The following is a 15,149-nucleotide window of genomic DNA, read 5'->3' on the forward strand; positions in this document are numbered from 1 at the left end:
AAAACTGTGTTAAACTACTTTTATTGTAGCTTGACACAGTTTAGTTTACACTCTCAATCTCACAGGCTCCTCGCCTGTACGTAATTTGTAGTCTTCATAAAGCATCTTCTGCATCTTGTCAACCATGGCTTTCTTTGTGGCCTTGGCAGATTTCCAACGTCTAAGCGCCTCTTCTCTTGTTAATTTATTCATATCCAATCCTCCATTATTAAATGATGAGCATCCCAAATGTCCGCTCTTTCTAAATTTCATTCTACCAGATTAAGCTTTCAAGAACTACTATCGGGAAGAATACGACTACAAAGATACGGATTATTTTTGAAACTAAAGCATCTTTATCCTAATAAAATGCAGATAAATTTTATTTTAGCAACACGGCTGCAAAGAAACAGATTGACTTTTCCTGATTTCAGTAGACACTTGTTGTTGGAAGAGATAGGATATGTTGTTGAGACAGTCAGTATCTTCGACCGCACAACAGCTGTTGTGCATGCGTTGATCAACTGTTATGCGCCAACTATTATCAAGACTTATGACACACCATCACTTTTTCGGATTACTGGCATGTACCATCACCTGACTTTTCCTGATGCACAAAAAAGCACGGAATATTAAACTCCGTGCTCTTTGAACACTAAAATAATTCTATGTCTCTCAACATACCACCTCCTCCATCCTCACCAACTTACCTGCTACAAACTGCATGATGATTTTATGGAGCGTTGTACCCTGGCGCAGCGCCTCGACCCTTGGAGCTGCGGCATATCGCTTGATTTGTTCCTCAGCCTCTTGCCATTGTGCTTCTGCCTTAGAGAGTTTGCCATCCTCTGGCTTTGTCTCGTAATCTTTCTTCGACAACACCTTCAGCTCCAGGATATAACTATGCTTCGTAGCATAATGAGTAAGATTTGGCAAAAGGAAAAAATCACAATAGCCATGGTTCAACTCTAGCTCCGGTGCGGTATAATAGTAATTGTTCAAATTCAGATATGCCATGAAGAAACCTTGAAGATTACGCTCCGACTCTATGCCGTCACGAACTGACGATACCTTGGAATAGGCATCTGCCATAAACTGTAATCCTTCACGCCACTTACCCTCGTACGCCATATCATAATAATAATCAGTAAGTTGGTTGGTATCTACGTATGACCTTTCCTCATACAAGTCCATCAAATAGCCATAGTACTGCTTACGGACATTATTGTTTGGAATACCCAATATCATCTTATCGCCACGAGTTCCCTTGATGGTCAACATACCATAATAAAACAGCAGACTCGTAAATATCTGAGGGTCGGTCAACCTATAGGCAGAAAAGGTTTCTGTCAAAGGAGCCACAATCTGCCCCGTCTCGGCTATCGTGCGGATAACACCTTTGCGGTCGCCATCCAACTTATCCAACTGAAGAAGTTTCTTCATCTTGTTGTAGTCAGTCTTCGTGTTTGGGTCTATCATCTGCTTTGGAGCTTCTCCCCTATCTATATAATTTCGGAGATAATAGATGACCATATCACTATTGAACACCTTACTCTGAGTATGCAGAGCATCCTCAGAAAAACAATAGTTATCATACCAAGGTTTCATCTCGTCTATCATCGCCTCGATATCGCTTGCTGCAGGAATGCCTCCCACTTCCTTGTAATAAGCAAACATCTTGCGTACTTCCTCCATAGAGAAGCCCAACATCTGATTGAACTCTGGCTTGGTGGAGATATGCCAGCCAATATTGAACCCACTCGTCACATCGTCCAAGGTAACAGGACTGACACCTGTGATGAAAATACGTTCAAACATACCCTTGAACTTCTTGAAGACATCACGGTAGAAGCCATCGGCATGGGTGATTGCCCAATATACATTCTCACCCTGCTCATTGAGCACTGTATTGGTGAAATTGTCATATTCATCGATAATCAGATAGAGAGGAAGGTTCTTGGTGGCAGTCTCATCCTGAAGCAAAGCTAATTTCTCCGTACCAGAATCCGACTTAAAGAACCTCTCCTTAAAATCTGCCAGATAAAACTCTTGGTAAACTCGCATGAAACCGTCCAATTTGACACGCAGATACATATTGAAGTTTTCCTCCAGCTTTTCTATACCACCACCCACATACGAGAAATCAAGGTGAAGAATCTGATACTTTCCCTGCAAAGGAGTAGGATGCTTACCAACCCATAAATCACCGAAAAGAGTTTGGAATTTCTCTTTCTTGCTACAGTCGTAATAAGCATGGAGCATACTCAGGAATATGCTCTTACCAAACCGGCGTGGACGAATGAAGAAGATGTTGCTTGGTTGGTTTTCCAACAAAGGCAAATACATCGTCTTATCCACATAATATTGATTTTGCTCTATAACAGCCTCAAAGTCATTGATGCCGTAAGGCAAACGTTTCATATTCTGATTCATGATTGCTCCTTTTAATATTTTACCTTTGCAAAAATAAGAAATTTATCTGAATATGCCAAAGAATCTGTCTGTCTTTTCTTTGTATTGCTAAAAATTATTGATATTTTGCAATATGAACCCTATATAACCTCCTAATAGTTGAATTGATTTGATGGCTATGGTGATTTTTTCCGAGACTCATTTGTTATAACACAAAAAAGCACGGAATATTAAACTCCGTGCTCTTTTTTGCTTTTATATTTAATCTTGTCAAAACCTTCACCATACACACCGATAACGGCACTCTGACTGACAAAGGCATGGGGATCTATCTCGCTGATAAGACGGAAGATAGCAGGAGCCTGACGCTGCTTGGCTAACACGAAAAGCATCTTCACATCCTGACCGGAATAAAAACCGCTGGCATTCACCACCGTTACTCCCCTATCAGCATCTACATTGATGCGCTTGCCTATCTCCTCATACTTCTGTGAAATGATAAAGAACTGTACGCTTCGTCTTCTGCTGTTTACCACCTGGTCGATGCAGAATGCCTGAACGCAAAGAACTACATAACCATATAACACCTTCTCCCAATCGTGTACCACCAGATAGCTGGAACTGATGATGAAGATGTCGCATATCATAATCACTCTACCTAGAGAAATGTCGCGATACTTGTTGACGATGGCTGCGATGATATCCGTACCACCCGTACTTCCACCAACCGAGAAACCGAGTCCGATTCCGCAGCCACAGAAAACGGCACCCAGGAAAGCAGCCCATAAAGGTTGGTTTTCCAAAAGATGAACATCACCTAAACGGCTGGAGAAGAAAGAGGTCAGGATGGTTACCACTATAACGGCATAAACAGTCTTGACACAGAACTTTGCTCCCAAAATCTTGAACGCACATATTAATAAGGTGGCGTTGACGATGAAATACGGAATTTGCACAGGGCAACCGGTTGCCCAATAGATAATACTGGAGATACCAGGAAGTCCGCTTGCTGTTACATTGGTTGGCAAGAGGAACACGTTCCATCCAATAGCGTAGGATATCATACCTATCGCAATCAAAACATAGTCTTGTACAGACTTCCACAAGGGTCGAGGAGGAGTCATAATTAATTTATAATTTACAATTTATAATTTATAGGGTGCTCTTTACCAGAATTTCTTCTGCTGCTCTGACCACTCAAAACCTTGGGTAGCCATTTTGGCTTCTAATGCCGCACGGTTCACATTGAAGTGATTACAAATCTCATCGAGTGTATCAAACTCGTGGTCACGAAGCAGGAAGTTGATGGCGCTTACGAGCATCGGAACATCATTCATTGGTAACTTATCCATCCTTTTTATATTGATTAATTAATATTTATTATTGATTACTTGAGGCACCTTGCCTCTTTCGGGGTGCAAAGGTACTGCAAATCGAAGACAATACCAAAAAAAATCCCGCCAATCTATACGATTAGCGGGATTTTTATAGATTATTGATGATTTACGCATTCACTGCAACTGAAATCCAGTCGAAGACGAATGAGCAAATACCGAATGCTACGATACCTACGGTGCAGATTGCAAGCGCCAACTTGGTTGAGCATGCGCTCTGGAAAGTAGGAAGCGGATTATCGCTGTGCTTGATGAACATAGCCTTCACGATGAGCAGATAGTAGTACAAGCTGATAACTGTGTTTACCAACGCGATGAATACTACGCCGTATGCCCAGGCTCCCAATGTGGTGTGGATGTCGTGTGTACCAACTGCTGCCATGAACACGAAGAACTTCGAGAACATACCGGCAAATGGAGGAATACCACCCAATGAGAACAATGCCAAGGTCATCAGGAATGCCAGACGTGGATTGGTCTTGTACAAACCATTGTAGCTGTCCATCTGAACAGTACCGTTGTTGTGCTCCTCAATAGATGAGATGATGGTGAAGACGCTCAGGTTGGCTACTACGTAAATCAATACATAGTAAGTCAGGGCGCTCACGCTCATCGCTGAGTTACCTACCACAGCCAACATGATGTAACCTGCCTGAGAGATAGAAGAGAATGCCATGAAACGCTTCAGGTCGCTCTGACGGATGGCAAACAGGTTGGCGATAGTGATAGAAAGTACAATCACGATGTAAAGCAATACGGTCCAGTACTCTACCATTGGCTGGAACACCTTCATGAGGATAGCGCAGAGAGTGAACGCTGCAGCACCCTTAGATACTACTGACAAGTAACCTGTAACAGTAGTTGGTGCACCCTGGTATGAATCGGCTGTCCAGAAGTGGAAAGGAACCAAAGAAATCTTGAAACCGAGACCACTGAAGAAGAATACCATACCGGCGATGGTCAATGGAGATGCAGAGATAACCTTTGCTACATCATCGAAATACAAAGTACCACAAGCAGCATAAAGCAGAGAGATACCGTAGATCATCACACCACTTGAGAAAGTAGCGGTAAGGATGAACTTAGCACCTGCCTCAGCAGAATTGTGACGGTACTTATCGAATGCTACCAAGCAAGCCATTGGCACAGATGCCATTTCGAGACCGAGGAAGAACAGGAGGAAGTGGTTGGCACTAACCATCATGTTCATACCGAGCAAGGTAGAGATAATCAGCATATAGAACTCACCCTCCTTGAAGGCAGTGTCCTTGCGGCTCAACCACTCCTTAGCCTGTACCATCACGATGAGGGTACCCAGCGCCAGGATAGTCTTCAAGACACCGGCAGCAGGACCTGTTGTGTACATGCCGCCAAATGCCTCTGTGGCTTCTGTTGGGAAGATATTGATGGCAATGTGAGCCACCATCAAGAGACATACCAGAGGATTGAACCACTTACGGTCTGCGCTCTTGGAACTGCAGAAGTCAGCAATGAAAGTGATCAACAGAACTACCATCAGAGTAGCTTCTGGAATCATATTTAAAAATTGACTGTAATTCATTTCTTCTGATATTTATTACATGATTACACTAAAGATAGGACCTACAGCGTCCATGATAATCTTCTCTGCCCAGAGTGGGAACATACCGAGACCTGCAACGCAGGCGATAAGACCTGCTACAGCGATACGCTCGTCCCAGGTAGCATCGTGAAGCTTCTCCAACTTTGGATTAGGAACCTTCTGATAAAGGATCTTACCAACACAACGCAAGATGTAAACCGCTGTGATAACGATTGAGGTACATGCGATGATGGTACATACGCGATGGAACATATCTGCATTCTGGAAGGCACCTACGAAGATGGTCATCTCGGCTACGAAACCTGAGAAACCTGGCAAACCGAGGTTAGCCAAACCAGCTACTGCATAACCTACTGAGAGGAATGGAATGATCTTCATCAAACCACCCAAGTAGCGAACGTCACGTGTACCAGCCTGATGGTAAATCATACCGATAACGGCGAAGAAGAGGGCGGTCATCAAACCGTGAGACAACATCTGGAGGATAGCACCAGTAGCGGCTGTCTCGGTCATCATACAGAGAGCGAAGAGCACCATACCACAGTGAGATACTGATGAGTAAGCGTTGATGTACTTCAAGTCGGTCTGTACACAAGCTGACAAAGCACCATATACGATAGAGATAGTAGTCAGCACGAGGAATACCTTGATCCAGAAGCCGTGAGTAGCAGCTGGCAAGAGGAACATGGCGATACGGAAACAACCGTAACCACCAAGCTTCATCAATACACCGGCGTGCAACATAGATACGGCTGTTGGCGCACTTGCGTGACCATCAGGAGACCATGTGTGGAATGGGAACAGCGCACCGAGGATACCGAAACCGATGAAGAGCAATGGGAAGAACACGTTCTGCACGCTCTCTGGAATCGCATGAGCACCATTGGTATGGTGAGCGATATCAAGGATTTCGAAGGTCTGAGCACCGCTGTAGAAGTAGATACCCAGGATACCGATAACCAAAAGGGCTGAACCACCCATCAACATCAAAGTCAACTTCATGGCTGAATACTCCTTCGCACCACTACCCCATACACCAATCAGAAGGTACATAGGAATCAGCGCTACCTCATAGAACATGAACATGGTGAACATGTCGATAGAGATGAAGAAGCCATATACACCGATGCTCAGGAGTGTGAACCAGAGGAAGTATTCCTTCTTCATTGGCTCCATCTGCCAGGAAGCAAATGTACCGGTGAACACGATGATAGAAGTCAGGAGAAGCATCACCACTGAGATACCATCCACACCGAGTGAATAGTTGATGTGCAATGGTTCAAACCAAGGCACACAGTAGGTGAAGAGCATCGGAGCTTGGTCGGCTGGCATTGTCTCACGAGCTTCGAGAAATGCAAACACCAAATAGATGGAGAGACCGAGCAATACGCTGGCACCTGCTACCATCACACCACGAACCTGCTTATCGTTGCGAGCCAACCAGAGGCCGAGCAACATCAGGAGTGGTACTATGACGAATATACTTAAATTCATTTCTTTTCTATTTACTTAATTGTGAGACTTTCATTAAAGAAGTGCGAGCAGGCACAATGTCAATGCTACGGTACCGGTGAGGAACCAGATAGCATAGCTGCGAACATCACCACTCTGCCATGGGCGGATGGTTTCACCTGCCTCCTGTGTACCCCAAGCCATGAAGTTGAAGGTACCATCGATAACGCGACGGTCGAACCATGCGATTGGCTTTGAGAACAGACCGAAGACAATCTTGTGGGTGAAGAACTGCCAAGCATCGTCGATATAGAAACGGTTTAAGGCTGCCTTGTGCAACTTAGGCATCTTCTTAGCCAAAGCGTCTGCCAATGGAGTCTTCTTAGGAGCATACATGTAAGTAGCCAGACCGATACCGATGATAGCAACGATAACAGAGGTTGTTGCCACACTCATGTCGATATGGATATCGTAGCTCTGACCTGTAGCAGATACGAAGTGACCGAATGGAATCAAACCACAAAGGCAAGAGACGATGGCGAGGAATACCAATGGACCCCACATCACGAAAGGAACCTCCTGTGGCTTGCGACGGTTCTCAGGATCAAGCTCATAGTAGCTCTGTCCCCAGAAGATAACGTAGTAGAGACGGAACATGTAGAATGCTGTCATACCGGCAACCACTGTCATGAACCAGCCCATGAATGGAGAGAACTGGAAGCAAGCTGAGATAATCTCATCCTTTGACCAGAAACCTGCGAATGGAGGAATACCTGCAATCGCCAAGCAACCGATGAGGAAGCAGATGTTGGTAATAGGCATGTACTTGTGCAAACCGCCCATGTAATCCTTGAAGTTGCTGCCGATGATGACGATGATGGCACCAGAGCAGAGGAAGAGCAATGCCTTGAACATAGCGTGGGTAAACAGGTGGAAGATACCAGCCATGTAACCCAAACCACCATGGTGGTTATCTACTGCGAAGCAAACACCGAGCGCTACGAGCATGTAGGCAATCTGAGAGATAGTAGAGAAAGCCAGACCACGCTTGATATCACGCTGGCAGCAAGCTACGGCTGCTGCATAGAATGCGGTGAAGGCTGCAATATAAGCTACATAGTGCAATGTCTCAGGAGCATACTGTACCCAGATTGGGAAGAGGCTGGCTACCTGATATACACCGGCTACAACCATGGTAGCGGCGTGGATCAACGCAGAAACAGGAGTTGGACCCTCCATCGCATCTGGCAACCAGATGTGCAATGGGAACATCGCACTCTTACCGGCACCACCGATGAACATGAGGAACAATGCTGTTGGCATTACCCAAGCTGCACCTGCCAAAGCAGAGTTGAGCTCTGGCTGAGCATTCAAGTCGTAGTTGAAGGTTCCTACATAGAAGCTGTAGAACAGGATACCGATGAGGAAGAAGAGGTCAGCGAAACGGGTTACGATGAACGCCTTCTTGCTGGCATGTACTGCAGCATGCTTTGGATAGTAGAAACCGATGAGCAGGTATGAGCAGACACCCACCAACTCCCAGAACAGATACATCTGGAAGATGTTGGTAGCTACTACCAGGCCCAACATTGACATGGTGAAGAGGCTCAGGTAAGCGTAGAAACGCTGCATACCCTTCTCATATTCCTCAACCTTGTAGTTCTCATCACGCTCTGCCATATAGCCGAAGCTGTAGATGTGAACCATGAAGCTGACGGTGGTAATCACGATGAGCATCAATACGGAGATTGGGCTCAGACGGAAACCGATGTTGAAGGTGAGCAACTCAGTAAACTTCAACCATGTGAAATTAAATACGGTAACAGTTGGGTACATACCTGTTGAGGCATCACGACCCACTGCAAAGAAGTACTCGTATGCTGTATAGACAGACATCGCGAATACACAGCCCATCAATACGGTACCGATGAGTGCTGCTACCGGTCTTTTCATCTTCATACCCACAAGTCCCAGAACCAGGAAGCTCAGGAATGGCAGAAGAAGTATCAAAAATGCATAATTGTATTCCATTGTCTTTTAGAATTTCATGTTTTCAATACTGTTCACCTGGTCACTGTGATAGTTGCGGTAAACGTTGATAATAATAGCGAGCGCTACGGCTGTCTCGGCTGCTGCTACTCCGATAGAGAACAATGTGAAGAAGAAACCTTCTAACTGTCCTGGGAAGAGGATGCGGTTGAACACAGCGAAGTTCAGGTCGGCTGCATTCAATACAAGCTCGATGGAGATGAGCATGGCAACGAGGTTACGGCGTGTACAGAAGCCATAGACTCCGATGAAGAACAAGAGTGCTGAGAGCACGAAGAAATATTGTACTGGAATCATTTCTTATCCTCCTTTCTTGCGATTAAGATACCACCGATGATACATGCCAACAGGAATACAGAGATAAACTCGAATGGCAATACATAGCCATACTTGTCAGCACCTACCAGTGCAGAACCTACCTGATCCATTGGCACCTCGGTGTCGGCTACGGTTGCAGCCATATCAATAAAGTGATTCTTCAACACGATGACTGCCAAGGTTACAAAACCAACGAGGCAGACGAGTGCGCGACCTACAACCTTGCTACCCTTGACATGCTCCAAAAGACCCTGGAGGGTACGCTTTGAAACCAACTGGATAGCGAAGACATAAAGCATGGTGATACCACCGGCATATACAGAAATCTGAGCTGCACCCAGATAAGTATAGTCGAGCAGGAAGAACATGCCTGCTACACCGAAGAGCACGAACAACAGGAAGGTTGCCGCACGCATGATGCGCTTGGTGAACACGCACATGATGGCTGAGCCAAGGATGACTACTGCCAAGATGACGAACATAAATATATTTGCTGTTATCATTGTCTAAAGTCCTCCTTACTTAGTCTTGGTGTTAAACTTACCGATTTCCAATGGGGCACCACCCTCGATGAGGTTAGGAAGGCTTCCGCCCTTATAAACCTCCTTGTCAAGGTGCATCACCAACTTGTTGCGGTCGAAGACTGCATTCTCGAAATCGTTGACAAACTTGATTGCACCGAAGTTACATGCGTTGACACAGAGCTCGCAGAACATGCAGTCGCCCAAGTCGTACTGGTAATCTACCAGCTTGCGCTTCTTCTTGCCTGTCTCTGGGTCCTCCACCATCTCGGTTACAATCTTGATGGTATCGTTAGGGCATGACTTCTCACACAATGTACAACCCACACACTTGTAAGCCTCGTTCTCATCACGAACGAAGACCAGGCGACCACGGAAACGTGGAGATACGTGGAGTGTAGTCTTGCGGTTCTCAGGATACTGCTCTGTGCTCTTTGGTGTGAAGTACTCCTTCATGGTAGTCTTCATACCGATAGCGAGGGTCTTCAAACCCGCTGCAATACCGCCGAAATATGAATTGTTAGACATACTTTCTTATTATTATAATAATGTGTATTAAAGATTATCCGTGGAATCCGAATGCTACGCATACTGTCATCAAAATCAGGATGACCAGTGACAATGGCATCAGATACTTCCACTCCAACTTCAGAATCTGGTCGATACGCAGACGTGGGAATGTCCAACGTACCCACATCAGGAGCCAAACCACAGCAAAGGTCTTACCGAAGAACCAGATGAAACCAGGAATAAGGTTCATCAGATTGTCGAAGCCCTCGATACCGATGTTCAATGGCGCCCAACCACCGAGGAATACGGTAGAAGCGATACCAGAAATCACGAAGAGGTTGAGGTACTCTGCCAGGTAGTAGAAGCCGAAGCCCATACCTGAATACTCAGTGTGGTAACCTGCGGTCAACTCACTCTCAGCCTCAGCCAAGTCGAAAGGACCACGGTTAGCCTCAGCATTACCTGCTACGAGGAATACCAAGAAAGCCAGGATAGCTGGCACATGACCCTTGATAATCAACCAGTTCCAAGCACCAGTCTGTGCCTCTACGATACCGCTTACCTGCATGGTGCCGGTAAGAACGACTGCAGAAATCAGACAGAGACCGAGAGACATCTCGTAAGAAATCATCTGTACGGCACCACGCATGGCAGATACCACAGAGTACTTGTTGTTAGATGCCCAACCTGCGAGGAACACACCCAGCACGCCGATAGAACTTACGGCTGTGATGAGGAATACACCTACGTTGAAGTCAAGAATATGTGCTCCCTTGTTCCATGGAAGGAAAGAGAAAGTACCTACAGAGGCAATGATCACGAGGAATGGTGCCATGTAGTAGAGCAGCTTGTCGGCTCTATCCACGGCGAAGATCTCCTTGATCAACATCTTGAGCACGTCGGCAAATACCTGGAAGATACCCCAAGGACCTACACGCATAGGGCCAAGACGGCACTGGAAGTAGGCACACACCTTACGCTCCATGAAGATAAGTACGATAGCGATGAGGGCGTATGCTGCCAAAATACAGATACCCACGAGCACGCACTCAATCAGAATCGACAGGAAGTCGCCCAGACCCAAGGTCTGGCGAAGCAGATTGTCGATGAATGTTGTTACTATACTAAAATCAAACATAATTATCTATCAATATCAGGGATTACGAAATCGATTGCTGCACCTGTAGTGATGAGGTCGGCGATCTTCTGACCACGGAGCATTGGATCCAAGGCTCCTGTGAGTGAGAGACCCATCGGACGCATCTTCATACGGTATGGACTCTTGTCACCCTTTGAGTCGAGATATACACCAAACTCGCCGCTGGCACCCTCTACAGAGAAGTACCACTGTCCCTCTGGAACCTTGATGATTGGCTTCTGCTTGATGTAGTACTCACCCTCTGGAATGTTGTCAATCAACTGCTCGATGATGTCCAAGCTCTGGTACAACTCCTGGATGTGTACATAGTAACGATCCATTGAATCGCAACCGGTAAGGGTGATTTCCTTCCACTCTACCTTGTCGTACATATCGTATGGATGACGCTTGCGGGTATCGTTCTTCCAACCTGATGCACGACCGGCAGGACCGGTTACGGCATAGTTGATACAATCCTCAAGGTTCATTGGACCTACACCTTCGAGACGATTGTGAGTAATCACGTTGTCACCGAATACGTCGAGGTATTCCTGAATCATCGGACGGAGATACTTGCAGAGGGTCTTCACATTCTGAACGAAGTTAGGGTCGATATCTGCCTGCAGACCACCGATACGGTAGTAGTTCTGGATCAGACGGCCACCGGTTGTCTCCTCCATCACGTTCAATACGTGCTCACGGTCGCGCATACAGTAAAGGAATGCAGTCAAGGCACCCAAGTCCTGTGCGGTACAGCCGAGGTACAACAAGTGTGAATCGATACGCTGCAACTCATCCATGATGGTACGGATGTAGCGGATGCGGTCTGAGAGTTCGATACCCATCGCCTCCTCGATAACGCCTACCAACGCGTGGCGGTGCATCATCGCAGAAAGATAGTTCAGACGGTCGGTCAATGCCAATGTCTGAGGATAGGTCATATTCTCCCACATCTTCTCGATACCACGGTGAATATAACCGAGGTGTGGATAGATGCGCTTCACAGTCTCACCATCAATAACAGTCTGCAATCGGAGCACACCGTGGGTAGATGGGTGGTTAGGACCGATGTTGACAACATAGTCGTTTTCATCAAAGCGACGCTTCTCTGTAGCAACGAGATGGCCATCTTCGCTCAAGGAATACTCCATGGTGAAGTCATCCTCTGGCTCATCAGTACAAGGGAACTTGTTTGCCTCAGGACTCATATCGAAGTCCTTGCGCAATGGATAGCCCTGGAAATCGGTACGGAGGAAGAGACGACGCATGTCTGGGTGACCCAGGAACTTGATGCCGACGAAATCGAATACCTCACGCTCCAGAAGGTCAGCTACCTTCCAAAGGTTAATTACTGTAGGAATTACATCACTGCCATCCACCTTCTTGGCGATGGTCTTTACTGAGCAGCGCTCGTTGGTCTGAGTATTCTCGAGAATATAGATACATCCGAGACCTTCCTCACCGAAGTCTTCACCGATGATGGTAACAAGGTAGTCGAAATGCTTCTCGTTCTTCAACTTCGCCATTTCAGAAGCGAAATTATCAAAACTCAATTCAATATTATTCAGTTTCATGTTCTTATACCTTATTATATTAATCAGTTAGACCTTTCTGAGGGTCGAAATCCTCAGGTACTTCAGTTACGATGATAGGCTCCTTGTGTCCGAGCTTCTCGCTGTCAGAGAGATTCTCGTTGCTCAAGCCGCGAAGACCACCCTTGTTCATAGAGAGTTCCTTCTCATCCTGAGTCATCTTGTGGTTAGCACCACCGAAGAATTTCTCAACCTTTACCTTACGCTGCAACTGCATCATACCGTAAAGGATAGCCTCAGGGCGTGGAGGACATCCAGGGATGTAAACATCCACAGGAACCAACTCGCTGATACCACGAACCACATTGTAGCTCTTCTTGAACGGACCGCCAGAGATGGCGCATCCACCTACAGCTACCACATACTTAGGCTCAGCCATTTCATCGTACAAACGCTTGAATACAGGTGCCATCTTATTGGTAATAGTACCGGCACACATGATCAAGTCAGCCTGACGTGGAGAGTTACGGGTTACCTCGAAACCGAAACGGGAGAAGTCGTAACGTGCACAACCTACAGCCATGAACTCGATACCACAGCAAGAGGTACCGAAGGTCAAAGACCAGAGTGAGTTACTGCGTCCCCAGTTGATGGCAGCATCAAGGGAACCGACTACCACATTCGCACCACCCTCATTGAGCTCCTGCGCAATCTTTTCGAGGGTGTCATTGTCCTTAAACTCGTCGTAAGGAATACTCTTGATAGAGGCTCTTTTGTTTACTTCCATTCCAATGCTCCTTTCCGCCAAGCGTATGCAAGGCCAAATACCAATACCAACAGGAAGAACCCGATGCTCACGAGAGCCATAGATCCAAACTGCTTAACTACGACTGCCCATGGGTAAAGCAATACTGTCTCGATGTCAAACATCAGGAAAAGGATGGCGAAGAGGTAGTAGCCGATGTGTGATGGCAACCATGAGCTGCCACGAGTCGGAATACCGCACTCAAAAGGTTCACCCTTTACCGGATTGTATGAACGAGGACCGATCAACTTCGCGATGACATAAGCAGCCACCACCAAGGTTACAGCCGTCAGCAAAACGGTGATAAATAGTGTAAAGTTCATAAATTTTTTATAACGTTATTTTATATAAATGCTTCTAAGCGGGTGCAAAGGTAACACTTTTTTCTGAAAGAGCACATTTTTTTATGGTTTAATTTGCGTTCAAAGTAAAAAAATACAAAAAACTGCCTGCCTCACCAGTCAACAGACAGTATTAACGAAGGTTCGGAAACAGCTAAAACGAGCGTATTTTGTAGCAAAAAGGAACAGAACAGTAGGAATTTTTACCCAAAAATTCATCCGCTTCGCCATTGCTTCTGGCGCGACTTCCATCGCCTCTCCTACCCTGCATAAGAAGGATGAGAAAGAGATGATCTATAATCTCAATGGCCAGCAAGTAGATAAGACCTCTGCCCAAGGCGGCATCTTCATCTCCCGCCAGAAAGGTAAGTTCTATAAAGCTCCCGGCTCTTCCGGAGGAAGGAGATAGTTCTACTGGCGTATTCAGATGTTTGAATAAGCAGAAGATTATGATTGAATAAGCGTATTCAGATGTTTGAATAAGCAAAAGAATAAGATTGAATAAGCAAAAGGAGACGTTTCTTTGGGTTCAAAGAGACGTCTCTTTTAGTTTTAGGAGACTGCTTCTTGAGTTCAAGGAGACTGCTTCTTGAAGATTACCACTAGGCTCAGCAGACCTGCTGAGCCTAGTCAGCAGCTCTGCCGACTGCAGTCAGCAGGTCTGCTGAGCCTAGTGACAACACCTTTTAATCGTACAACTACAACCCTTATAGTTGTACAACCATACACCCTTTAGTTGTACAACCATACACCTTTTAGTTGTACAACCATAAACCTTTTAGCTGTACAACCATAAAAAGCAACCCCGCCAGGCGTTTCTCCTTTGACGCCTAGCGGGGTTGCGCTTTTTACCTTTTTACTGAAGTTTCGTATGTGGTTCAAGTACGGGCTGAAGGCCCAAAAGCTCCTAGCCCAGGGCAACGCCCTGGGTATAATGGCAATCAGCAAGGCGCCCTGTAAGGGCAAAAGCCTTATGTTTTGCCTGGAGCTTTAAAGCTTTTGCCCTTACAGGGCGACAGGTTTGCGTCCGTAATTACCCAGGGCGATGCCCTGGGCTAGGAGCTTCTGCCCTTTCTATTATATTTGCACTTGGAAAAATAAAGAGGTGAAAATCTT

The 15,149-nt window shown here is 46.0% G+C and carries 14 protein-coding genes; all 14 read right to left on the bottom strand.

Translation table 11 applies throughout. From position 1 onward, the window contains the following. Positions 1 to 45: 45 nt before the first annotated feature. On the bottom strand, positions 46 to 192 hold the full coding sequence (locus KSW37_RS13545; RefSeq protein ID WP_217314871.1) for a protein tyrosine phosphatase: 147 nt from the start codon (positions 190 to 192) through the stop codon (positions 46 to 48). Positions 193 to 654: 462 nt separating this feature from the next. Beyond that, positions 655 to 2,412 (bottom strand): ATP-binding protein, encoded by a 1,758-nt coding sequence (locus KSW37_RS13550; RefSeq protein ID WP_217743500.1) that lies wholly within the window; start codon positions 2,410 to 2,412, stop codon positions 655 to 657. Positions 2,413 to 2,621: 209 nt separating this feature from the next. Next, positions 2,622 to 3,515: a YitT family protein gene (locus tag KSW37_RS13555; protein ID WP_117587070.1), complete on the bottom strand. Its 894-nt coding sequence runs from the start codon at positions 3,513 to 3,515 to the stop codon at positions 2,622 to 2,624. A gap of 42 nt (positions 3,516 to 3,557) precedes the next feature. After that, the gene (locus KSW37_RS13560; protein ID WP_117727075.1) at positions 3,558 to 3,743 is read right to left on the bottom strand and encodes a DUF4250 domain-containing protein; all 186 of its coding nucleotides are present in this window, start codon (positions 3,741 to 3,743) and stop codon (positions 3,558 to 3,560) included. A gap of 151 nt (positions 3,744 to 3,894) precedes the next feature. Continuing rightward, positions 3,895 to 5,346: an NADH-quinone oxidoreductase subunit N gene (locus KSW37_RS13565; RefSeq protein WP_118081960.1), complete on the bottom strand. Its 1,452-nt coding sequence runs from the start codon at positions 5,344 to 5,346 to the stop codon at positions 3,895 to 3,897. A gap of 15 nt (positions 5,347 to 5,361) precedes the next feature. Further along, positions 5,362 to 6,861 (bottom strand): complex I subunit 4 family protein, encoded by a 1,500-nt coding sequence (locus tag KSW37_RS13570; RefSeq protein WP_119237541.1) that lies wholly within the window; start codon positions 6,859 to 6,861, stop codon positions 5,362 to 5,364. Between the two features lie 33 nt (positions 6,862 to 6,894). Next, on the bottom strand, positions 6,895 to 8,850 hold the full coding sequence (nuoL, locus tag KSW37_RS13575; RefSeq protein ID WP_217743501.1) for an NADH-quinone oxidoreductase subunit L: 1,956 nt from the start codon (positions 8,848 to 8,850) through the stop codon (positions 6,895 to 6,897). Positions 8,851 to 8,856: 6 nt separating this feature from the next. Further along, entirely contained in the window at positions 8,857 to 9,165 is a 309-nt protein-coding gene (nuoK, locus tag KSW37_RS13580) for an NADH-quinone oxidoreductase subunit NuoK (protein ID WP_006846356.1), read from the bottom strand. After that, entirely contained in the window at positions 9,162 to 9,689 is a 528-nt protein-coding gene (locus KSW37_RS13585; protein ID WP_217743502.1) for an NADH-quinone oxidoreductase subunit J family protein, read from the bottom strand. Before KSW37_RS13585 ends, nuoK begins: the two co-directional genes overlap by 4 nt. Before the next feature lie 15 nt (positions 9,690 to 9,704). Then, positions 9,705 to 10,235: a NuoI/complex I 23 kDa subunit family protein gene (locus KSW37_RS13590; RefSeq protein ID WP_153073838.1), complete on the bottom strand. Its 531-nt coding sequence runs from the start codon at positions 10,233 to 10,235 to the stop codon at positions 9,705 to 9,707. A gap of 34 nt (positions 10,236 to 10,269) precedes the next feature. Beyond that, complete coding sequence (nuoH, locus tag KSW37_RS13595; protein ID WP_217743503.1) at positions 10,270 to 11,355, bottom strand: NADH-quinone oxidoreductase subunit NuoH; 1,086 nt, start codon at positions 11,353 to 11,355, stop codon at positions 10,270 to 10,272. Between the two features lie 2 nt (positions 11,356 to 11,357). Further along, on the bottom strand, positions 11,358 to 12,929 hold the full coding sequence (locus tag KSW37_RS13600) for an NADH-quinone oxidoreductase subunit C (RefSeq protein ID WP_153083866.1): 1,572 nt from the start codon (positions 12,927 to 12,929) through the stop codon (positions 11,358 to 11,360). 19 nt (positions 12,930 to 12,948) lie between these two features. Beyond that, the gene (locus KSW37_RS13605; protein ID WP_217314876.1) at positions 12,949 to 13,674 is read right to left on the bottom strand and encodes an NADH-quinone oxidoreductase subunit B; all 726 of its coding nucleotides are present in this window, start codon (positions 13,672 to 13,674) and stop codon (positions 12,949 to 12,951) included. Then, positions 13,665 to 14,015 (bottom strand): NADH-quinone oxidoreductase subunit A, encoded by a 351-nt coding sequence (locus tag KSW37_RS13610; RefSeq protein WP_022120133.1) that lies wholly within the window; start codon positions 14,013 to 14,015, stop codon positions 13,665 to 13,667. The genes KSW37_RS13605 and KSW37_RS13610 overlap by 10 nt, the downstream gene beginning before the upstream one ends. Positions 14,016 to 15,149: the final 1,134 nt, after the last annotated feature.

Source organism: Segatella copri (assembly GCF_019127135.1).
Lineage (GTDB): Bacteria > Bacteroidota > Bacteroidia > Bacteroidales > Bacteroidaceae > Prevotella.